This window comes from Citroniella saccharovorans (assembly GCF_035481615.1).
Taxonomy (GTDB): Bacteria; Bacillota; Clostridia; order Tissierellales; family Peptoniphilaceae; genus Citroniella; species Citroniella saccharovorans.
The window spans coordinates 794273-817305 of record NZ_JAYKOT010000003.1; the positions used below are offsets into that span (position 1 = coordinate 794273).

Annotated in this window: 21 protein-coding genes; all 21 read right to left on the minus strand. The window is 28.7% G+C overall.

What is annotated here, in order from left to right; genetic code table 11:
* Positions 1-31: 31 nt before the first annotated feature.
* The 21 genes from VLK81_RS06265 to VLK81_RS06365 all read right to left on the minus strand — a co-directional run bounded on the left by VLK81_RS06265 (position 32) and on the right by VLK81_RS06365 (position 23026).
* Positions 32-196 carry a hypothetical protein gene (locus VLK81_RS06265; protein ID WP_324619797.1) on the minus strand — a complete coding sequence of 55 codons (165 nt, stop codon included), beginning with the start codon at positions 194-196 and terminating at the stop codon, positions 32-34.
* Positions 186-1553 (minus strand): ADP-ribosyltransferase, encoded by a 1368-nt coding sequence (locus VLK81_RS06270; protein ID WP_324619798.1) that lies wholly within the window; start codon positions 1551-1553, stop codon positions 186-188. Before VLK81_RS06270 ends, VLK81_RS06265 begins: the two co-directional genes overlap by 11 nt.
* A complete protein-coding gene (locus VLK81_RS06275; protein WP_324619799.1) occupies positions 1546-2217 on the minus strand; it encodes a hypothetical protein in 672 nt (223 codons plus the stop codon). Before VLK81_RS06275 ends, VLK81_RS06270 begins: the two co-directional genes overlap by 8 nt.
* Before the next feature lie 407 nt (positions 2218-2624).
* Positions 2625-4157, minus strand: coding sequence for a ribonuclease Y (gene rny / locus VLK81_RS06280; protein WP_324620485.1), 1533 nt, complete (start codon positions 4155-4157; stop codon positions 2625-2627).
* Positions 4158-4505: 348 nt separating this feature from the next.
* Positions 4506-5558 (minus strand): recombinase RecA, encoded by a 1053-nt coding sequence (gene recA, locus VLK81_RS06285; RefSeq protein WP_324619800.1) that lies wholly within the window; start codon positions 5556-5558, stop codon positions 4506-4508.
* A gap of 71 nt (positions 5559-5629) precedes the next feature.
* Positions 5630-6157: a CDP-diacylglycerol--glycerol-3-phosphate 3-phosphatidyltransferase gene (pgsA, locus tag VLK81_RS06290; RefSeq protein WP_324619801.1), complete on the minus strand. Its 528-nt coding sequence runs from the start codon at positions 6155-6157 to the stop codon at positions 5630-5632.
* On the minus strand, positions 6144-8147 hold the full coding sequence (locus VLK81_RS06295) for a DNA translocase FtsK (protein WP_324619802.1): 2004 nt from the start codon (positions 8145-8147) through the stop codon (positions 6144-6146). Before VLK81_RS06295 ends, pgsA begins: the two co-directional genes overlap by 14 nt.
* A gap of 242 nt (positions 8148-8389) precedes the next feature.
* Positions 8390-8821 carry a dUTP diphosphatase gene (dut, locus tag VLK81_RS06300; protein ID WP_324619803.1) on the minus strand — a complete coding sequence of 144 codons (432 nt, stop codon included), beginning with the start codon at positions 8819-8821 and terminating at the stop codon, positions 8390-8392.
* A 42-nt stretch (positions 8822-8863) separates the two neighbouring features.
* Positions 8864-10963, minus strand: coding sequence for a polyribonucleotide nucleotidyltransferase (locus tag VLK81_RS06305; RefSeq protein WP_324619804.1), 2100 nt, complete (start codon positions 10961-10963; stop codon positions 8864-8866).
* Between the two features lie 46 nt (positions 10964-11009).
* On the minus strand, positions 11010-11279 hold the full coding sequence (gene rpsO, locus VLK81_RS06310) for a 30S ribosomal protein S15 (protein ID WP_324619805.1): 270 nt from the start codon (positions 11277-11279) through the stop codon (positions 11010-11012).
* A gap of 91 nt (positions 11280-11370) precedes the next feature.
* Positions 11371-12306, minus strand: a complete 936-nt coding sequence (locus VLK81_RS06315; RefSeq protein ID WP_324619806.1) for a bifunctional riboflavin kinase/FAD synthetase — start codon at positions 12304-12306, stop codon at positions 11371-11373.
* Positions 12307-12308: 2 nt separating this feature from the next.
* Positions 12309-13184 (minus strand): tRNA pseudouridine(55) synthase TruB, encoded by an 876-nt coding sequence (gene truB / locus VLK81_RS06320; RefSeq protein WP_324619807.1) that lies wholly within the window; start codon positions 13182-13184, stop codon positions 12309-12311.
* Positions 13171-14148, minus strand: coding sequence for a DHH family phosphoesterase (locus tag VLK81_RS06325; protein WP_324619808.1), 978 nt, complete (start codon positions 14146-14148; stop codon positions 13171-13173). The genes truB and VLK81_RS06325 overlap by 14 nt, the downstream gene beginning before the upstream one ends.
* The gene (gene rbfA / locus VLK81_RS06330; protein WP_324619809.1) at positions 14141-14497 is read right to left on the minus strand and encodes a 30S ribosome-binding factor RbfA; all 357 of its coding nucleotides are present in this window, start codon (positions 14495-14497) and stop codon (positions 14141-14143) included. The genes VLK81_RS06325 and rbfA overlap by 8 nt, the downstream gene beginning before the upstream one ends.
* Complete coding sequence (gene infB, locus VLK81_RS06335; protein ID WP_324619810.1) at positions 14490-16682, minus strand: translation initiation factor IF-2; 2193 nt, start codon at positions 16680-16682, stop codon at positions 14490-14492. The genes rbfA and infB overlap by 8 nt, the downstream gene beginning before the upstream one ends.
* Positions 16683-16695: 13 nt before the next feature.
* On the minus strand, positions 16696-16968 hold the full coding sequence (gene rnpM / locus VLK81_RS06340; protein WP_324619811.1) for an RNase P modulator RnpM: 273 nt from the start codon (positions 16966-16968) through the stop codon (positions 16696-16698).
* A gap of 12 nt (positions 16969-16980) precedes the next feature.
* Positions 16981-18228, minus strand: coding sequence for a transcription termination factor NusA (gene nusA, locus VLK81_RS06345; protein ID WP_324619812.1), 1248 nt, complete (start codon positions 18226-18228; stop codon positions 16981-16983).
* On the minus strand, positions 18221-18697 hold the full coding sequence (locus VLK81_RS06350; RefSeq protein WP_324619813.1) for a ribosome maturation factor RimP: 477 nt from the start codon (positions 18695-18697) through the stop codon (positions 18221-18223). Before VLK81_RS06350 ends, nusA begins: the two co-directional genes overlap by 8 nt.
* 91 nt (positions 18698-18788) lie before the next feature.
* On the minus strand, positions 18789-19082 hold the full coding sequence (locus VLK81_RS06355) for a helix-hairpin-helix domain-containing protein (protein ID WP_324619814.1): 294 nt from the start codon (positions 19080-19082) through the stop codon (positions 18789-18791).
* Positions 19083-19266: 184 nt separating this feature from the next.
* A complete protein-coding gene (locus VLK81_RS06360; RefSeq protein ID WP_324619815.1) occupies positions 19267-19488 on the minus strand; it encodes a hypothetical protein in 222 nt (73 codons plus the stop codon).
* 25 nt (positions 19489-19513) lie between these two features.
* The gene (locus tag VLK81_RS06365; RefSeq protein WP_324619816.1) at positions 19514-23026 is read right to left on the minus strand and encodes a PolC-type DNA polymerase III; all 3513 of its coding nucleotides are present in this window, start codon (positions 23024-23026) and stop codon (positions 19514-19516) included.
* Positions 23027-23033: the final 7 nt, after the last annotated feature.

The window sequence follows — 23033 nt, forward strand, 5'->3', positions numbered from 1 at the left end:
AAAATCCTACATTTGTAAGTTTAGCTGTGCTTTATTTTTCGTTATTTAGTTTTTTTCTATATGCTTCTAATTCTTTATTAAATTCATATGCTCTTTGTTTTTCTTCCTTAGTTAATTTTTTTGGGCTTTGAGATTTCATTCTATCAATAAAATCATTCCTTGATTCTTCTAAGTATTTTTTTTCTTTATCGTTCATTTTTATCATCCTTTAAAAGATAAATATAATTCTTACCTGATTCATAAATTTCAATAAAATCCATATTTTTATTTATTAAATATTCTCTCTGATTTTTGTATTTACTTAATATCTCAATATAACTTCCTTGTGATCCTTTAGGTATTATTATCGCTACATTTGCTTCATTCCCAAGGACACCTCTTTTAGTAACGGATGTACTCAAGAACTTTTTAACTTTTTCATTTAAACTCTCAGGGAAATCTTCTGTTCTATAAACAATTATATCGTGTTTTAGCTGATTCTTCAACAGAGCATTTTCAATATTTGCAGCATTTCTAATTATCATCTCTTTTTCTTTAATATCTTTTGGTATATACCTACCTTCTAACATCCCATTAATCTTCTCAAATAATTTAAGCCCATCACTATCCTTGCCATTGTGAGTATATTTACTAATAGCTTTTATCTCGTCTTCACTTAATGTCTTAATCCATTTTTCAGCGTCTTCTCTAAGAATATTTACTACTTTATCATCTGGTAAAGGATTATATCCCAGCTCTAAAGCCTTAGCTTTTGCGATATTACTTAGTTTATTGTCAACAATCCTATTTGCTAAATCAATCCTATCACGTTTTTCATCTAATGCCTTATGCTTTTCAGCTGAATGAACTATCTCTTTCCTTTTACCATTCCTAGGATCGTATGTTACCGTGCACCTACAATGTCTATGCCTTGCAAATGGATTTCTTTTTAGGTCTGTTTTCGCTAATATCTTAGCCTCTTCATAATCATAAGTTCCAGCTAGAGGTTTGCAGAATGAACAAGCACCCCCATGCATTTTTCTTTCAATAATAGGTTTTAAGCCGGCCTTGCTATGAAAATCTGCATTTTTTTCAATAAAATCATCTACTATGGCTCTAGAAAAGTTTTCAACAGATGAACATAGGTCATTAATCATAACTGAATAATCATCTTTTTTTAAAACACTTTCTACAATACCATCTACCCTATTTTGATTGAATTCAGCGTCGATAGCTTTTAATTCTATATCTGCTTTTTTATTCAAATCCTCCTGAATATTTTTAGCATAGTCATTAATTATGTCATAGTTATTTTTTAAGTTAGGATTTAAAACTCTATCAATTATGTTATAATATATTTTTCCATCAGGAAGTATTTCTTCAGTGATATTTTCTCTAAGTGCACTTGATAAAATCTCTCCAACTTCTTGAGCAAATTCATTTGAATCAATATGATCTGCCTTTTTATTTTTAAGTTTTATTAGCTTTTCTTTTAATATTTTTGATTCTTTACTCTTACTAACAAAAGCATTTTTTATCTCTTCTAATAATTCTGGAACTATGTCTTTATTCATGGTTTATCCCTGTCAATTCTGAAAGATTATCTTTATCAAAGTATTCTGGGATTGCTTGATTAATTTTTATTGCGGCATCTCCTATTCCTGAAAGAGTTGCTACGTCTGGTTCAAATACTGGATACCATTTGGCTTTTGTTTGGTAGAATTGATTTCTTAGGTATGGGTAATTATCTTCAATACACCTTGCCACATACCCAACATTTAAGAATCCACTTCCGAAACATCTTTGGGCTTTTCTTGCAGCAATTCTTAAAGTTTCATGGCTTGCTTTTATTGCTTCAGCAGATGATGGATTGTCTGTTACAAAACCTAAGTCATCTAGAGTTAGTCCTGTTTCTCCTGCAAAGCCTGAAGCAAGAGTTCTTAGCTGTTCTGTAAATGGACTCATTGATGGCTGGGTGAATTGTCCTAGTTTTGGACTATCTCCATCTGAGTCTTTTGTGAATTGTAGGAAGCTAGATATTGTGGCTTTCCATTTTTCCATTGGCTCTGCATCTTGTGATAGTCCTACAATGTATTTTTGTGGGAATGAATAAAACTCTGCTGTTATATCTGCCCTTTCAAGTGTTCTTTTTGCGTGTTGTTGAAAATAAATTGAAGGTCTTGTAATTCTGCTTCGACCAAATGGTCTTACTGCATCTGGTCTGTGTATAATTGGCACAAGTGCAGGGACATTTGCAGGATTTTCAATAGCATTTACAACTTTATCATCTGCATAAATTAAAGTTCTATCTGGTAAAAAGTAGGCTTCTAGGATTTCTTTGCCATTTTTGTCTCTGTCAAGGACTGCGTAACCCTCTTTAAGTAGTCCTGTGATTGGATCGATCTTACCTGTTGCATTGGATCCTTCAATTATTTGTAGTCTTGCTTTTCCATTTTCTTTTGAGATGTAGACAAAGCAGCAGGAGCCTATAAGGGCAGAAAGGATAGCAGAATCAAAAAATACGTCTGGATTATTTAGGTTAAAGATTTCATTAAGGCTAAAATTGTCATTTTGAAATTCTTTAAAGACAAGTCTTAAAATTAATTAAATAAAATAAAAAAAGACGGATATTTTCCGTCTTGTATTTATTTTGCTAATTCTGAGACTCTAGTTTCTCTTATTACATTAACTTTAATGCTACCTGGATATTCAAGTTGTTCTTCAATCTTCTTAGCTATTTCTTTTGCTGTAATAAGCATTTGATCTTCAGAAATTGTTTCAGGTTTAACCATTATTCTTAGTTCTCTACCTGCTTGAATAGCAAATGATTTTTCAATTCCTTCAAATGAATTTGCAATTTCTTCAAGATTTTCAAGTCTCTTGATATAATTTTCAAGAGATTCTCTTCTAGCTCCAGGTCTCGCAGCTGAAATAGTATCGGCAGTTTGAACTAAAATAGCTTCTATGCTTGTAGGCTCTACATCACCATGATGAGCCTCAATACAATTAAGTACAGCTGGCGACTCTTTGTATCTCTTAGCTAAATTATATCCAAGTTCAACATGCGGTCCTTCAATTTCATGATCAATAGCCTTTCCAAGGTCATGAAGCAAACCACCTCTTTTAGCTACTTTTACATCTGCCCCGATATCAGAAGCCATAATACCAGCAAGTATAGCAACATCAATAGAGTGTTTTAAAACATTTTGACCGTAGCTTGTTCTATATTTTAATTTACCTAGAACTTTTACTATTTCAGGATGAATACCAAAAATACCAACTTCATCGCATGCTTCTTCTCCTGCTCTTTTTATTTCTTGTTCAACTTCTGATTGTGCTTTAAAAACCATTTCTTCAATTCTTGTAGGATGAATTCTTCCATCAAGAATTAATTTTTCTAAAGCAACTCTAGCAATTTCTCTCCTTACTGGATCAAATCCAGATAATACTACCGCTTCCGGAGTGTCATCGATTATAATGTCAATGCCAGTCAAAGTCTCAAAGGATCTAATATTTCTTCCTTCTCTACCAATTATTCTTCCTTTCATTTCTTCATTTGGAAGAGAAACTACAGTAACAGTAGACTCTTGAACATGTTCTGCTGCATATCTTTGTATTGCCCTTGTTAAAATTTCTCTAGCGTTTCTCTCTGATTCCTCTCTCGCTTTTGCTTCTTGTTCTCTGATAAATAAAGCTGTTTCATGAATTGTAGAATCTTTTACTTTTTCAATAATTTCTTCTTTGGCTTCTTCAGCTGTTAAACCAGCAACCCTTTGTAATTCAATTTCTTGTTTTTCAAATAGTATATCATATTCCTTTTCTCTATCTGAAAGCTTTTTTAATCCTTTTTCAAGTTGGCTGTCTTTACGATCGAGTGCATCAGATTTTTTATCTAAAGATTCTTCTCTCTGAATTAATCTTTTTTCCTGTCTTTTAAGTTCAGATCTTATTTCTTTTGTTTCATTTTCTTGTTCTGTTCTTAATTTATGGATTTCTTCTTTAGCTTCTAGAATTGCTTCTTTTTTTGTGTTTTCAGCAGATTTGTAAGCATCTTCTAATATATTAGATGCAAGAGATTCTGCAGAACCAATTTTGCTTTCCGAAATTTTCTTTCTATATAAAATGCCTAGAACAACACCTATAGCTAATGCGGCAATAAAGATTACAATATAAAGAATTAAATCTCCGATAACAATGCACCTCCTTTTATTAAATTTTCAATATTCAATATAGACCTAAGAAAACATGTCTATAGAATAATTTTATATTATAAACATTATAAAGTCAACATAAAATTAAAATCAATCATTTAATAAATCAACATATAAAAACATAAAGTTAACATATATTATATAAATTATACATATGATAATTAAAATAATCTTTATTAAAGAAGCAATTTTAATATTTTAGATTAATTAACTATTTTCAAATTAATTTATAATAAGGCAATATAAAAGAGTTTAATATTGGTACTAGATTGTCCTAAATACTAAACTCTCATTAGTAAATTTCTATAAGTTATATTATTTTTCTATATCTTCTTTTTCAATTTCTTTAGAATTATCAGTACTTTCATTAGAAAAATTTGCTTTTTGTCTAACTTTTTTATCTATCTCATTGAAAAAATCTTCATTATCTTCAATATATTTTTTTACGTTCTCTCTACCTTGACCTAGTTTTTCACCGTTATAACTATACCAAGAACCTGCTTTATTAATAATATCAAAATCAACTGCAGTATCTAATAATACTCCAGATTTAGAAATGCCTTCCCCATACATAATATCAAATTCAACTTGCTTAAATGGTGGGGCAACTTTATTTTTTACAATTTTAACTCTTGTTCTATTTCCAATAAAGTTTTCTCCTTGCTTAATTGTATCGATTTTTCTTATATCAAGTCTTACTGAGGAATAAAATTTTAAAGCTCTCCCACCTGTTGTAGTTTCAGGATTACCAAACATTATACCAATTTTTTCTCTTAATTGGTTAATAAATATTACTGTTGCATTTGTTTTATTGATAATTCCAGCAAGTTTTCTAAGAGCTTGAGACATTAACCTAGCAAGTAAACCAACATGAGAATCTCCCATACCACCTTCAATTTCGGCTCTTGGAACTAATGCAGCTACAGAATCAACTACTATTAAGTCTACGGCATTACTTCTAACAAGAGATTCTGTTATTTCAAGAGCTTGTTCTCCAGTATCAGGTTGAGCAAGAATTAAATTATCGATATCTACACCAAGTGCTTTTGCATAAATAGCATCTAAAGCATGTTCAGCATCTATAAAAGCACAAGTTCCATTTTTCTTTTGTGCTTCTGCTATTATGTGTAGCGCAATAGTTGTTTTACCTGAAGATTCAGGTCCAAAAATCTCTATGATTCTACCTTTAGGTATTCCACCAATTCCCAAAGCAATATCAAGATTTATTGCACCTGTTGAGATAGCATCTATGTTTAATTTAGGTGCATCTCCAAGTCTCATAACAGCACCTTTCCCAAAATCTTTTTCGATTTTAGCAAAAGCTAAAGCAAGTGCTTTTTGCTTTTCCTTGTCATCAATATTATTCATAACTCCTCCTAAAATATGATATAAAACTTATGTTCTGTTTATATTTTATTATACTTAATTTATTATGTCAATTATATATTTTTTAAATCTAAAACTTCTTTATTTTTATATATATAATCTAAACCAGATATACCCGTTAAAGCTACTGAAAGATAATATACACCAATATTAACTGTTTCTGGTGTCTTGTTTAACATAATTAATATTATTGCTATAAACTGTGTTACAGTCTTAAATTTTCCAAAATATGAAGCAGCTATATTTATATTATTTGATGATGCAATCATTCTTAGTGCAGAAACTAATAATTCCCTAAAAATGATAACAATGATAGTCCAAGCTGGTACTATTCCTTGCTCTAAAAATAATATAAAAGCGCTAATTGCAAGTATTTTGTCAGCAATTGGATCCAAAAACTTACCAAATGTTGTAACCTGATTATATTTTCTGGCAATAAAGCCATCTAAAAAATCACTGAAAGCTCCAATAATAAATATTATAAGAGGAATAATTGAGCTAGGAAATAATTTTTCAAAGCAAATAATAAAAATTGGTACAAGTAAAATTCTAAATATTGTTATTTTATTAGCTGTGTTCATTTTTAACATCTTCCTCTCTAAATGGGTTAATTGTTGTAAGAACTTTTCTTGGTTTACTGCCTTCATATGGCCCTACTACATTCATTTCTTCCATTTCATCTACGATTCTGCCAGCACGAGCATAACCTACTTTTAGCTTTCTCTGTATATATGAAACTGATGCTTGACCTTCTCCAATAACTAAATCAATAGCTTCTTCTAAAAGTTCATCATGTTCTTCTAATTTTTTATTTTCAGTTTCTTGACACTCAATTTTTTGAATTACTTCTTTATTATATGAGCTTTGTGAATTATCTTTAATAAAAGAAACCAAGTTTTCTACTTCTTTTTCACTAATATAAGCTCCTTGTATTCTAACAGGTTTCATGAAAGATGCTGGATAAAACAACATATCTCCCTTTCCAAGTAATTTTTCAGCTCCTGACATATCTAAAATAGTTCTAGAATCAATTTGTGATGAAACTTGAAAAGAAATTCGAGATGGAATATTTGACTTAATAGTACCAGTAATAACATCTACTGATGGCCTTTGTGTTGCAACTACTAAATGAATTCCACAAGCTCTTGCCATTTGTGCAAGTCTAGCAATATAATCTTCTACTTCTTGTGCAGCTACCATCATTAGATCAGCTAATTCATCAATTATTATAACTATATATGGTAATTTTTCTTCTTCCCCTTCACTATACTTATCCTTGTATGAAGTTATATCCCTAACACCATGTTCAGAAAAAATTTTATATCTACGTTCCATTTCGCTTACCGCCCATGCTAGTGCAGCTGAAGCTTTTTTGGGATTTGTAACAACAGGTATTACCAAATGTGGAATAGCATTATAAATGTTAAGCTCAACAACTTTTGGGTCAATTAAAATAAGCTTAACTTCATCAGGATGAGATTTAAATAATATTGATGTTATAAGAGTATTAATACATACAGATTTTCCTGACCCAGTTGCTCCAGCAATCAATAGATGAGGCATTTTATCTATTGAAGATACTACAGCATTACCAGCAATATCTTTTCCTAATGCAAAAGGTAATTTTGAGTTACTTTCTAAAAAGGCTTTTGATGATAAAATTTCTTTTATAGCAACAAAATCTTTTATCTTATTAGGAACCTCTATTCCAACAACTGATTTTTCAGGGATTGGAGCTTCTATCCTGATTCCCGAACTAGCTAAACTTAAAGCTAAATTATCTTGTAAATTAACTATGCTGGAAACCTTTACTCCACCTTGCGGTTCAAGTTCATAACAAGTAACGCTAGGTCCTCTATTTACAGCAGTAACTTTTGCATTTATTTTAAAACTTTTAAGTGTATCTTCTATTGATTTTGCATTTTTTTTAATTTCAGAAACATAAGAATTATCTTTCTTTATTTCAGGATCTTTTAGTAACTCTATTGGTGGAAACTTATATTTTATAAAATTATCTTTATTTTTATCTATTGTATCAGAAATTACAAATTGATCATCAATTTTGTCTATGAGGTTTTTATTCTTGTTATGATCATGAATTTCTATATCTTTATTAGATTCAGTAAAAATAGGTTCAAAATAATCATCATCAATTATCTTTTCATCTTTAGCTATTTCCACTAAAGTATTATCATTAAAATCATTTTTTTTATCTTTACTAATCAATCGATCTTTTAAACTAGAGAATAATTTTTTTATGCCACTTACAAAAATTCTAAAAAAATCTTTTGTATTAAGATTAATAAATGACAAACTTGCAAAAAATAATACAATAACACTAACTATATATAAGCCGAGTCTTCCAATGCTTTTAACTATAATCCAAGATAAAGCTGAGAATATAATTCCTGAACCTGATCTTATATTAGCTAATTTAATAGCTTTGTCAATTCTTAATGAAAAGTCAACAATTGTATTTGTATTTATGTCAACAATCATTAAAAATAAAATTTCTAATACGTAGAAATAAACAAAATTACTTAGTTTTATTTTCTTACTAAAACCTGTCATATAAAAAATAATATGAATAATTAAAGTAAGCGGAATAAAATAAGATCCAATTCCAACTATTTTAAAACTGAAAGAACTTAATAAATCACCTACTAAACCCAATTTTCCAGTAATTACACTTAGATAAAGAATAGATAGAATTATGCAAATACCAATAAGTACGCTATTTAAATTGAAGAAATAATCTAAATTATTTTCCTTTTTTTTCTTTTAACTTTTCTTCTCATAAAATATCCTCTTTATTAAATCCCAGTATGGCCAAATCCACCTTCACTTCTTTTTGTATCATCTAAAAATTCTACCTCTTTAAGTTGGGCACTTTCTATTTTGCAAAAAACTAACTGAGCAATTCTATCTCCATTTTTAATTATCTGATCCTCTGTTGATAGGTTTACTAATAAGACTTTAAGTTCGCCTCTATAATCACTATCTATAGTTCCTATCCCATTAGCCATTGTCAATCCTTTTTTATAAGATAAACCACTTCTTGAGCGTATCTGAGCTTCAATACCATTAGGCATTGAAATATATAAACCTGTAGGTATAATTTTTCTTTCTAATGGCTTCATAATAATATCGCTTGAAATAAATGCTTTTAAATCTAATCCACTTGCACCAGATGTTTCGTATTTTGGTAATGGATTATTAGATTTGTTTACTATGTTTATTTTCATAAAATCCTCCATATAAAGAAAAGCATAAACAAAAAGTTCATGCTATTTATTATTAAAATTTTTTTCATTGAGAAGTGCTTTTCTAGATAGGTTGATTCTACCTTGTTTGTCGATTTCAGTAACTTTAACTAAAATTTCATCACCAACTTTTAAAACATCCTCTACTTTATTTACTCTTTCATTAGAAATTTGAGAAATATGAACTAAGCCTTCTTTCCCATTTAGCACTTCAACAAAGGCTCCAAAATTCATTATTTTAGTAACTTTTCCAAGATAAGTTTCTCCTACTTCTACTTCTTTTACTATATCCTCTATCATTTGTAGAGCTTTTTCGCCATTTTCTTGATTATCTGAGGTAACAACAACTCTTCCGTCATCATAGGTATCTATTTTTACTCCGGTTTCATCAATAATTTTATTTATTACCTTTCCACCTGGTCCTATAATTTCTCTAATTTTATCAGGGTTAATATTAAAACTGAATATTCTTGGAGCATATTTAGAAATATTTTCTCTTGGCTTATCTATACAATTATTCATAACATCTAAAATTTGTAGTCTGGCAGATTTAGCTCTGTCAAGTGCTTCAGTTAGTATTTCTTTACTTACACCATCAATTTTAATATCCATTTGAATAGCGGTAATACCATCTTTTGTTCCAGCAACTTTAAAATCCATGTCTCCTAAATGGTCTTCTAATCCTTGAATATCAGTTAAAATTGTATAATCTTTTGTATTTTCATCTTGAATTAGTCCCATAGCAATTCCTGCAACACTATCTTTAAGAGGAACTCCAGCATCTAGTAAAGATAAAGTTGAACCACAAACAGATGCTTGAGAACTTGATCCATTTGAGCTTAGTACTTCAGATACAACTCTAATTGTATATGGAAAATCTGATTCTTCAGGAATTACTGGAAGTAGTGCTCTTTCTGCAAGTGCACCATGACCAATTTCTCTTCTACCAGGACTTCTTAGGGGTTTTGTATCACCTACAGAATATGGTGGAAAATTATATTGGTGCATATACCTTTTTTCATCTTCTGTTAAACCATCTAATGTTTGAACCTCACTAGGTGCTCCTAGTGTAGTTAACGATAACACTTGAGTTTGACCTCTAGTAAATAATCCAGAACCATGTGTCCTAGGTAATACTCCTACTTCAGCTGATAGTTTTCTTATTTCATCTAGTTTTCTACCATCTGGTCTTATCTTTTCTACTGCAATCATTCTTCTAACTAAATATTTTGTTATTTTTTCAATTGCATATCTTATAGTTTCTTCATCGTCTGGATAAATTTCTAGAAAATGTTCTAGTGTAGTATCTTCAAAATATTTTTGATTTTCTTCTCTAGTAACCTTGTTGCTATCTCTAAGTATAGTGTTTAGTTTATCGTAAGAAAAATCTTCAATTTCTTTAACTATATTTTGATTATAGTTAGGTTTTTCATAATCGACTTTTTCTAACCCAACTTCATTTTGAATTTCACTAATAAAATCACAAATTGACTTAATTTCTTCGTGGGCAAAAAGAATTCCATCAATTATTTCATCTTCAGATAAAATATTTGAACCAGATTCAATCATCATAATAGATTCTTTTGTCCCCGCAACTGTTAAGTTTAGTTTAGACTTACTTTGCTGTTCAGAATTTGGATTTATAATATATTTCCCATCAACATAAGCTACTACGACAGCAGCTGTTGGTCCCATGAAAGGAATATCAGAAATTGATAAACTAATAGAAGAACCTATCATTGCAAGCATTTCAATAGAGTTTTCATTGTCATAAGAAAGTGCTGATGCAATTACTTGCACATCGTTTCTATAGTCTTCAGGAAAAAGTGGCCTAAGGGGTCTATCAATTAATCTAGAGATGAGCACTGCTTTTTCACTTGGTCTACCTTCTCTTTTAATAAATCCTCCTGGGATTTTACCTACTGAATATAGTTTTTCTTCAAAATCGCAAGATAAAGGAAAAAAATCAACTCCTTCTCTTGGCATATCTGAAGCTGTTGCAGTTACTAATAAAACTGTATCTTCCATTTGAACTAAACAAGCTCCATTTGCCTGTTCTGCAACTTTTCCTATCGTAATTTTTAGCTCTTTTCCTTGGAGATCATATTTAAATTCTTTTATCATATTTTCCTCCTATTTAAAAACAAGAGCGGACAATAACCGCGCCGCTCTAGTTTCCTCTTATATTTAATTTTTTTATTAAACTTCTATATCTTTCGATATCTTTTGACTCTAGATATTTAAGAAGACCCTTTCTTTGTCCAATTAGTTTAAACATACCTCTTCTTGAATGGTGGTCAGCTTTATGAAACTTTAAATGTTCAGTTAGCTGTGCAATTCTGAAACTCAAAATAGCAATTTGAACTTCAGGAGAGCCAGTATCTCCTTCTTTTAGCTGATATTCTTTAATAATTTGTTCTTTTTGTTCTTTAGTAATCATTATTTTTCCTCCTATAAGCGTATTGCTAATGTTAAGTCAATATCCATTAACATTGCAACCGTAATTTAACTCTTAAAGTATAGCATAAAATTTAAAACTTGTAAAGTTTACCAATTTTTTTAGTTTCTATTAAGTCCTTCTTCATTTGATCAATTAAACTTTGAATTTTATTAAACTTTATATTGCTTCTTAACCTTTGTAGAAAATATAATTTAACTTCTGTGTTATAAATATCTTCATTGAAATCTAAAATATGACTTTCTATTGTGATTCTGTTTCCGTTAAAAGTTGGATTAAAGCCTATGCTAGTCATAGAAAGATATTTTTTTTGTCCAAATTCTATAATTGTAGTATAAACTCCATCTTTAGCTATTAAATAATTCTCGTTTATTTCAATATTAGCAGTTGGAAATCCTAATTTTTTTCCCCTAGCTTTACCATGAACAACTTTCCCTTTTATAAAATATGGCCTTGTTAAAAGCTCGTTTGCTGATTTAATATCTCCTGTTTTTATTTTTTCTCGAATCAAGCTTGAAGAAACTTTAGTACCATTAAATAATACATCTTTGGCAATATATGTTTTAATATTACATTTATCTCCAATCTCTTGAAGATCTTTCGATGTTCCACTTGATTTATAGGCAAAAGTATAGTCTTCTCCAACAACAATGGATTTAACTCCTAATTTTTTATGAAGAAAATTACCTACAAAATTTTCTTTTGATAATTTCATGAAATTTTCATCAAAAGATATTAAAAAAGCAATTTTAATATGAAGTTCATCCAACATTTGAATTTTATCTTGATTAGACATTAAAAACTTAAAATTATTATCACTATTTATTAATTTATTAGAATGTTCTTTAAATAAAAGACATGAAGTTAGGTATCCAGTTTCTTTTTCGAGCATTAGAGCTTTCTTTATTAAAGAAAGATGACCCATATGAAAACCATCAAAGTTTCCCAATACAATAATATTTTCTTCTTTATTATCCAAGTTGTTTAAGTTAAGATCAATTATTTTCATAATTACTCCGAATATAGCATTTTTTCTATTTTTAGATTATTATTGTTTACCTTAGCTATTCCAAAAAAAATATTATCTATAAATAATTTATATAAGCCATTATTAATATTTTTCAAAGGAATCTCTCTTCCGCAAATTATATCATCTTTAAATTTAAAGTCTAATTCTAATTTGTTAATATTAGTTAAATATTGTGTGGGATCCGTGATAAAACTATAATCTTTTTTATCAACTAACTTTTCTATATCTTCAATACTATATGAATTTTCAAGTGGCATATTACAAGTATTTAATCTAATTAGTTTTGTCATAGAAGCAAAGCATTTAAGATTTTCACCTATATCATCAATTAATGTTCTAATATAAGTTCCTCTTGAACAAGATACTTCAAATGAAAATAATGGATATTTATAAAAAAAGTTTTTTATCCAAAATATAGTTTGTTTTCTTTGTTTTCTTTCAACTGTTAGTCCTTCTCTTGCTAATTCATATAATCTTCTTCCATTGTAATGAATGGCTGAATGCATTGGAGGAGTTTGATATATATCTCCAATAAAAGAATCTATTGTATTTTCAAATTCCAAAATAGTAGGAATTTTATCGGAAGTTTTTATAATTTTACCAGAATTATCAAGAGTATCAGTTTTAATACCCAAAGTAGCCTCTACTTTATATATTTTTGGAAAACTATCAAAATATTCTATTAGTCTTGTGCTCTTAGCTAAAAAAATAGGCAAAACACCTGTAACATCAGGATCAAGTGTTCCGCCATGACCCATTTTTTTTAAATTTAATGTTTTTCTTAAAATAGATATTGCTTTAGAAGAGCTAATACCTTTTGGTTTATCTAATATTATTAATCCACTATTTATTTTCATTTAAGATTATTTCTATTTCTTTCATAAGATCTTTTTTTAGATCTATAATTGAGGACTTATAATAAAAGCCAGAAGCTTTATTATGTCCTCCCCCACCAAATCGTCTTGCTAATTCTGAAACATTAACATACTCTTTGCTTCTTAATCCAACTTTTAATTCATCAAATCTATCTTCAACTAGTATTGCAATCTCAACGCCTTCAATATCTCTAATTAAGCTGATTTTATCATCTAAATCGTCCCTTGTAGCGCCAACTTTATTTAAATCTTCATTAGAAATATATGAAAATGCAAACTTCCCATCAAAGAAAAATTCTGTATTCTCTACTAATATTTTATTGATTAAAAATGACTGTTTACTTGTTTTTTGATAAAGATTTCTAATCAAATAATCTTTATCTAAACCTGTATCAATTAATTCTGCAGCTTTTAATAAAGTTGAAGATGATGAATTTTCATACATAAATCTATTTGTATCTGTTAATATGCCTGTTAAACAGCTAAATGCCATATCTTTACAAAAACTAACACCCATCAGTTTAACAATATCAAAAACCAATTCACATGTTGAAGATGCTTTGTTATCAACATAGTTATAATTTGCAAATAAAGGATTATTGTTATGGTGATCAATAAGAAAGCTTGTTTTGGAATTTTTTATAATTGATTTTTTCGATCCAAGCCTATCTTCATCTCCACAGTCTAATATAATAGCTAAATCAAATTTACTTTTTTCATCATATAGTATTAAATCATCAATCAAAGGTAAGAACTTTAAAAATGTAGGTATTGTATCACTTCTTAAAGCTGTTACAGCATTATTTAATTTTCTAACAGCACCATACATTGTAAGAGTTGAACCTATGGCATCACCATCTGGTAGATAATGGGATATTATAGCTATGCTTTTTGCTTTTAAAATTTCTTCCTTAAGTTTATTTGAAAAATCATTAAGATTAGTCAAGATTTTCCTCCTTGATTTGTCTTAGGATTTCATCAATTTTCATTCCATGATCTAAGGTGTCATCTAAGTGAAATCTAAGCTCAGGTACATGTCTTAAGTCTATTTTGCTTCCAATTTCTTTTTTTATATAGCCTTTAGCTTTCTTTAATCCATCGAGAGATTCTTCTTTTTCTGATTCTCTCCCTAGAACAGAAATATATATATCTGCATATGATAAATCATTTGAAACCTTTACAGAAGTAATACTTGTCATTTTAGAAATTCTAGGATCTTTAATTCCATCAATTAGTAGATTGGAAATAATTTTTTTAATTTCTTGAGAAATTCTCTGTATTCTTCTATTATTCATCTCTTTTAACTTCCTTCATAACGTATGCTTCTATAATGTCACCTTCTTTGATATCATTATAGTTTTCTATACCGAGTCCACCTTCATATCCTTGATTAAGTTCTTTTACATCATCCTTAAATCTTTTTAAAGAAGATATATCGCCTTCTGTGATTACAATATCATTTCTAAGGAGTCTTACTTTACTGCTTCTTGTAACTTTCCCGCTTGTAACGTAGACACCAGCAACATTCCCAACACCAGGAACCTTGAATACAGCTCTTACATCAATTCTTCCAATAACTTCTTCAGTATAAACTGGTTTTAGCATACCATTTATAGCGTTTTTAATATCATCAATTGCATCATAAATAACTCTATAAGTTTTAATCTCCACTCCTTGATCTTTTGCTGCTTTTTCAGCAACTACTCCAGGTCTAACATTAAATCCAATTATAATGGCATTTGAAGTGGATGCAAGTAGTACATCAGATTCAGAAATTCCACCAACACCAGAATGGATGATGTTAACCTTTACTTCTTCATTAGAAAGTTTTAGAAGGGAGTTTGCAACAGCATCTATTGTACCTTTAACATCGGTCTTAATCACTAAATTTAAATCTTTTACAGATCCATCTTTAATAGAATCAAATAGAGCATCTAAGGAAAGATTTTCTTGTTTTTTTACTTTCTCTTCTTTAGCTTTATCTTGTTCTTTTTGAGCAATGTTTCTAGCTATTTTTTCATCATCTACTACATATATCTTATCGCCAGATTCTGGAACATCTGACAGTCCTAAAATTTGAACTGGAATTGATGGCTTTGCTTTTTTTACACTTTTACCCTTATCATCAAACATAGCTCTAATCTTTCCACTAACGCATCCAGAAACAACTGCATCTCCAAATTTTAAAGTTCCTTTTTGTACTAACACTGTTGCAACAGGTCCCTTTCCCTTATCCAACTTAGCTTCAATAATAGTACCAACAGCTTTTCTGTTAGGATTTGCCTTGTATTCTTGCATTTCAGCTACCATTAATATCATTTCAAGTAATTCATCTATTCCTTCATTTTTCTTAGCTGAAATAGGGACAGTTATTGTATCTCCGCCCCAATCTTCTGGAACTAACCCATACTCTGTTAATTCTTGTTTGATGCGATCTGGATTAGCACCTTCTTTATCCATTTTATTAATAGCAACTATTATTTCTACCCCAGCGTTTTTAGAATGATTAATTGCTTCAACTGTTTGAGGCATTATTCCATCATCAGCAGCAACAACTAAAACTGTAATATCGGTAATATTAGCACCTCTTGCCCTCATTGCAGTAAAAGCTTCATGACCAGGAGTATCTAAAAATACAACTTTTTGACCATTAATATTTATAGTAGATGCACCAATATGTTGAGTAATTCCACCAGCTTCAGATTTAGTTACTCTTGTGTTTCTAATAGCATCTAGAGTAGAGGTTTTACCATGATCTACGTGTCCCATTACTGTAACAACAGGTGGTCTTGGAATTAAATCTTCTTCCTTATCTTCATAATCTAACGATTCTAAGTTATTATCTATTACATTAGTTTCTTTTAACTTTACATTAAATCCAAATTCATCTGCTATTAGTAAAGCAGTATCAAAATCAAGCTCTTGGTTTTGATTAGCCATAACTCCTAGAGTTATAAGTTTAGAAATTAACTCTGTAGTATTTATTTTCATTTTATCAGCTAAATCTCTAACCAATATTGATTTCTCAATTTCTATTGACTTAACTTCATTCTTTTTCTCGTCATTATTTATATTATTATCTTGTTTTTGTTTATCTTTATTTTTTTTCTTATGAGAATTTGAAGGTTTTTTCTTAAATTCAGAATCTATTTTTTTCTTTTTATAAAATTTTTCTTTCTTTAAATTTTCTTCATCATCTAAAAATACTTCAATTTCATCATTTTCTAGTATATCGTTTTTTACTGTCATTTGTTTTCTTATAACTTTGTCTTTCGAATTAGTACTATGTTTTTCCTTTTTTATACTATTCTTGACTTCTCTCTCCTCATTAAATAGATTTTTTACAGTCTCAAGAGTTTCGCCTGAAAGTATAGACATATGTGACTTTATACCTACATCGAGATCTTTAAGCTTTGCTACTAGCTCTTTACTAGTCATCTTTAATTCTTTTGCAAGTTCATATACTCTAATTTTTTCCATGAGTTACCTCCTTTTAGCCATCTAACACATATAATTTTATCTCCTCTAATAAAGAATTTGGTATATCAGTCTTTAAAATATTAGAGAGCTTATTTTTTTTGATTGCATCATTTATACATTTACTATCCTTGCAAATATAAGCTCCTCTACCATTCATCTTTCCTGAAAGATCAAGTGAAATACCACAATCATTTCTTACTATTCTTAATAAATTATTTTTATCCTTTTTTAAACCACATGAAATGCATTTTCTCTGTGGAATTTTTTTTAATTTCTTTTCTACCATAACTATAAATTTTTAGATTTCTCTATTATCTTTAAACTCTGAATCAAAAGCTGTTTCTTCTACAAGTTCATCAGAATTATTATCATCACTATATTTAGAATTATCTACTGAATCATCTAAATTAACAGAAATATTCTGATTTTCTTCGATTAAAGTTTTTTCATTCCCATCAATATCATCTAAGCTAGATAAAAATATAGGATCAATCTCATTATTTTCTAAAAGTTCATTATATTTTTCATGACCTTTTATATCAATTTTCCAACTTGTTAATCTTGCAGCAAGCCTAACATTCTGACCCTCTTTCCCAATTGCTAAAGATAGCTGATTGTCAGGTACTACAGCTAATGCAACATTTTCTTTTTTATTAACTAAAACAAAATTTACCTCTGAAGGAGACAGGCTATTTGCAATAAAAATTCTAGGATCATTATTCCAAACAATTATATCTATTTTTTCTTCATTTAATTCGTCAACAATTGTTTTTACTCTTGCTCCCTTGTAACCAACGCATGCCCCAACAGGATCAACATCAGGATTATTAGTAAATACAGAAATCTTTGTTCTAGATCCAGCTTCTCTAGATATAGAATAAATTTCAACAACACCTTCATTAATTTCAGGAACTTCTAGCTCAAATAGTCTTACAACTAAGCCACTTGAAGACCTTGAAAGTATTACCTGTGTGCCCTTACTAGTATTCTTTACCTCTTCTATAAAAAATTTCTTTCTATCACCAATTTTATATTCTTCTCCAGGAATTTGTTGCTGGGGTGGACACATACCTTCTATTTTCCCTAAATCAATAAATAAAAATCCATTATCAATTCTTTGAATAACTCCAGTAATTAATTCCTTTTCTCTATCAGCAAATTCATCATATATTTTGTCCTTCTCAAGATCTTTAATTTTCTGTAAAATAATATTTCTTGCAGTTTGAGCTGCAATTCTACCAAAGTTTTTAGGTGTTATTTCAACTTGAACTATATCACCTATTTGAAAATTTGGATCAATTTTTTTAGCTTCTTCTAAACTTATATTTTCTACAGTATCCAAAGCTTCATCTGACACAGTTTTTAAAGAGAATACCTTAATCTCCCCTGTTTCACTATTAATATCAACTTTTACATTGTCATTATTTTGAAAGTTCTTTTCATAGCTTTTAATAAGAGCTTTCTCTAAGGCATCTAATATACTTTCCTTTGAAATACCTTTACTTTTTACTATCTGATCAATAGCTAGAATAAATTCTTTATTCATCTAATTTACCCATCCTTACATAAGGAAGTGATTTTGAAATATCTTCCCTTTTTATTTTTATCTTTTCTCCATTTGAATTCATCATTAAAAAATCATTATCAAACGATTCAAGAATCCCAATAAAATTCTTGACTCCATTTATAGTCTTATAAGTTTTAACTTCAATTTCATTACCTATATTTCTATTTAAGTCCTTATCATTATATAGAGGTCTACTTAAGCCTGGTGAAGAAACTTCTAACATATATGGGTATTTAATAGGATCTTTTTTATCTAAAAATTTACTAATTTCTAAAGAAATTTTTTTGCAATCCTCTGCTATAATACCTCCTTTTTTATAAACTAAAACTCTTAAAACATTTGAGCCATAATCTTTAACAAACTCTGTGTCAACATATTCATAACCTAAACCAGTTACAATTTTTTCAAAATCTTTTGATAATAGTTTTGATATATTTCCTTTTTTCACCTTTACCTCCATATTAATAAATAAATTGGAGTGGGATTAGTCCCACTCCTTCTTTATTTAAATTATAACATACTTTGAATCTAAATTCAAATTAAAACATAGAAAATAAATCAAGTTGATTTTTTTCTTGCATTGAATCTAGTAAGCCATATTGTCTTATAGATTCTAGAGCATTTTTATTTACTTTTGTTAACTTTGTGAAATCTTCAACCGATATAAATTTATTATTTTTACACGCATTATAAATATCTTCTGCCATTGTTTCAGTTACAAATTCTAAAGCTGAAAATGGAGGGATAATATTTTTGTTTTCATCTAATGTAAATTTATTAGCTAGTGATTTTTCAAAATTCACTTTTGAGAATCTAAGTCCTCTGGAGTGCATTTCTTCATAAACTTCTAAAACATTTAATGTGTTCTTATCTTTTTCTTTGGCTTCTCTACCTAAATCTCTAATTCTTTTAATTTCACTTTTTACACATTCTATACCATTAAATATAATACTTCCTGGAAAATAATTTAAGTTAACTGTAAAATAAGTTGCATAAAATGCCTCGGGATTATGAACTTTATGATAAGCAATACGAAAAAGACATCATTACATAGGCTACTGCATGAGCTTTTGGAAACATATATTTAATCTTTAAACATGAATCAATATACCAATCAGGAAGATCTATTTTAGACATTTCTTCTATCATTTCAGGTTTTAAGCCTCTTCCCTTTCTAACACTCTCCATGATGGTAAATGCTAAGTTATTCTCAAGACCTTTTGAACATAAAAAAGTCATAATATCATCTCTAGTACAAATTACTTCACTTAATACTGCTCTTTTTTTCTTTGATAAGTAACTGAGCATTGTTGAGCCAAACATCTGTACCATGTGATAAACCAGAAATTCTTATCAGCTCAGAAAAAGTAGATGGTTTTGTTTCACTTAACATTCCTCTTACAAATTTAGTTCCAAATTCAGGAATTCCTAATGTACCTACATCAAGATCTGGAATTTCCTCATATAGTTTAAGGGCATCTGTATTTGAAAATATACTCATAGTTTCTTTATCAGTAAGTGGTATTTCATTTGGATCTGTTTTTGTAAAGTCTGATAACATTTTTATAATACTTGGAACATCGTGACCTAGAAGATCAAGTTTCAAAATTGTTTCATGTAGTGAATTATATGTGAAATGAGTAGTAATAACTCCAGAATTTGGATCATCAGCAGGATAATTGACTGGTGTAAAATCTTCAATTTCATATTCATCTGGAATTACTATAATTCCACCAGGATGTTGTCCAGTTGTTCTTTTAGAGCCAAAAATCCCCTCAGTAATTTCCTCCACTCTAGCTGGGCTAAATACTAAATCATTCTCTTCCATATATTTTTTTACGTAACCATAAGCTGTATTTTGAGCAAAAGCTCCGATTGTACCAGCTCTAAAAACATTTTTTTCTCCAAAAATTTCTTCAGTATATTTATGACAAGTAGGTTGATATTCTCCAGCAAAGTTTAAATCAATATCAGGTTCCTTGTTACCTTTAAATCCTAAAAAAACTTCAAATGGAATTGTGTTTCCGTCTTTTTTTAATTCTGTATTACAATTAGGACATTTTTTATCTGGTAAGTCTATTCCAACATCATATGAATTATCTGTTATAAATTCTGAATATTTACAATTTGGACATATATAATGAGGTATAAGTGGATTAACTTCAGTTATTCCAGCCATGGTAGCAACAAAAGAAGAGCCAACAGATCCTCTAGATCCAACTAGATAACCATCTTCATTTGATTTTAAAACAAGCTTTCTAGCAATCATATAAAGAACTGCATAACCATTTGATATTATTGAATTTAATTCCTTTTCTAGTCTATTTTCTACTATTTCAGGTAATTTTTCACCATATATCTCCTTAGCTTTTTTGTATGTGCTACTTCTTAAATCTACATCTGAACCTTCAATATGAGGTGGAAACTTTCCTTTAGGTATAGGGCGTAAAAAATCTATTTGATCACTAATATAATTTGTATTATCAATAACAACTCTCTCTCTTACTTCTTTATCTAAATAATCAAACTCTTTTAATATCTCATCTGTTGACTTAAAATATAGCTGATCCGATAAATTAAATTTTCTCTTGAACTGAATTTGTCTTACTATGTCTCTATATATGGAGTCTCTTTGATTAAGATAGAAAACATCTCCTGTAACTACAACAATTTTATTAGTCTTATCCCCCAATTCAATAATTTTTTTATTAATAAAATCTATATCTTCTTCTGTAGATAAAGCAAATCTAGAGTCTGATTTTTTTACTAAATAAATGTAGTTACTTCTAGGCTGAATTTCTAAAAAATCATAATAATCAGCAATTTTTATAAGGTCTTCATCTGGAAGTCCTTGCATAATAGCTTTATATAACTCTCCTTCTATATTTCCAGAACCTACTAAAAGGCCTTCCCTAAATTTATCTAAAGTTTCTCTCTTTAACCTTGGACCATTATATATAGTTTTTAAGTGATAATAGCTAAATAATTTATATAGATTTTTTAATCCAATTTGATTCTTAGCTAAAATTAACATATTATTTGAGCTAGTAAATAATTTATTCCATTCTGTTTTACCAGTGTTCAAACTAGAATCAAATTTTAAAGATTTATCTTCAAGTATTAATATGAGTTTTTTTAGTATCTCAGCTGTTGCACCAGCATCATCAACTGCTCTATGATGATTAAAATTTTTAAGACCAAGCTTTTTGTTTACAGTATGAAGTTTATGATTTGATAAATCTGATAAAATAAATCGAGATAAATAAAGTGTGTCTAAAATAGGAAAATTAAACTCAATATTTAACTTATTACAATATGTTCTTATAAAACTTATATCAAACTCTGCGTTATGTGCTGCAAGTATATATCCTCTACAAAATTCAATAAACTTAGGTATAATTTCTTTATAAGTTGGTTTATCTTTAACCATTTCATTTGTTATACCTGTAAGTTCCATTATTTTTTCAGGTATAGGAACTTCAGGATTTATTAGAGCAGAAAATTTATCAACAATAATACCATTTTCTAGTTTAACTGCTCCTATTTCAGTTATTTTGTCAAAATTATTACCAAGTCCAGTTGTTTCAATATCAAAAACTACAATTTTATTATAATTTGTATTTTCATCAGTATTTAAAAATATTGGTAGATAATCATCATAAACATTAGTATCAAGTCCATAAATTGGCTTAATATCGTTTTTCTCAGCTAAGTCCATCAAAATAGGAAAGGACTGTAATGAGTCTTGATCTGTAATTGATATAGCTTTTTGACCATAATCTTTTAATCTTTTAATTAGACTTTCTAAGTTTAAAAAGCCATTAAAGGAACTCATTTGAGTGTGGCATCTAAGCTCTACTCTTTTATTAATAGACGTATCAACTTTTTTCTTCTCAGTAGTTTTAGTTATACTAGTTATACTTAGCGTATAATTGTTTGTATATGAATCTAAACCATAATTTCCTGATACAAGAACAAAATCACCATTATCTATATTATCTTGAAACAAACGAGCTTTATCTTTTTTTAAAAAAGCCTTGCAGGTAGTAGCGTCAGTTTCATCTTTTATATTAAAACTTATTATAAAAGTATCATTTTTTATTTCTCTATATTCTAAAGAAAATACTTGTCCTTCAATATTTGCTTTATATGTTGAATCATTTAAGTCAGAAATATTAATGATATCCCCTTTTATTTTTCTACCTATATAAAAATCATTATTATTTATATTTTCAGTGTCTTTTTTAGGGATTTTATTTATTTGATCCGTAAAATTTTTTGCTATTTCGTTATTCTTTACTTTGTTTTTTTCTAAAATATCTTTTAAATCTACATTTCTATCAAGTTTATAATAAATATTGAATCTGTTTCCTAATTTAGATTTTAATTTTAATTTTAAATTATTATATAATTTTGCCTTAAAAGTTTCGTAACTATTCTCATTTTTAAAATATAAATTAAGTTTCTCTTCAGATAAATCATACGTAAGATTAGACTCAACAAATATGATATTATTTTCTTCAAAGAAATTTTTAATAAATTGCAGTATATCCTCACTATTAAAATCTTCAAATTTTTGAATAACCTCTATTTCTATAATAGTATTAACATTTGAAAACAAGTTACTAACTTCTTTTTTTATACTTTCTAGGTCATATTCTTTTCCATTATCCGAGTATGATAGATAAACATTTAAAGATTTGCTTTTCTCATTATATACTGCTTCTTTAAAATTAAGGTCTGTACTTATTTTATTTATATCTGTAAAAAAGCTCACAAAATAC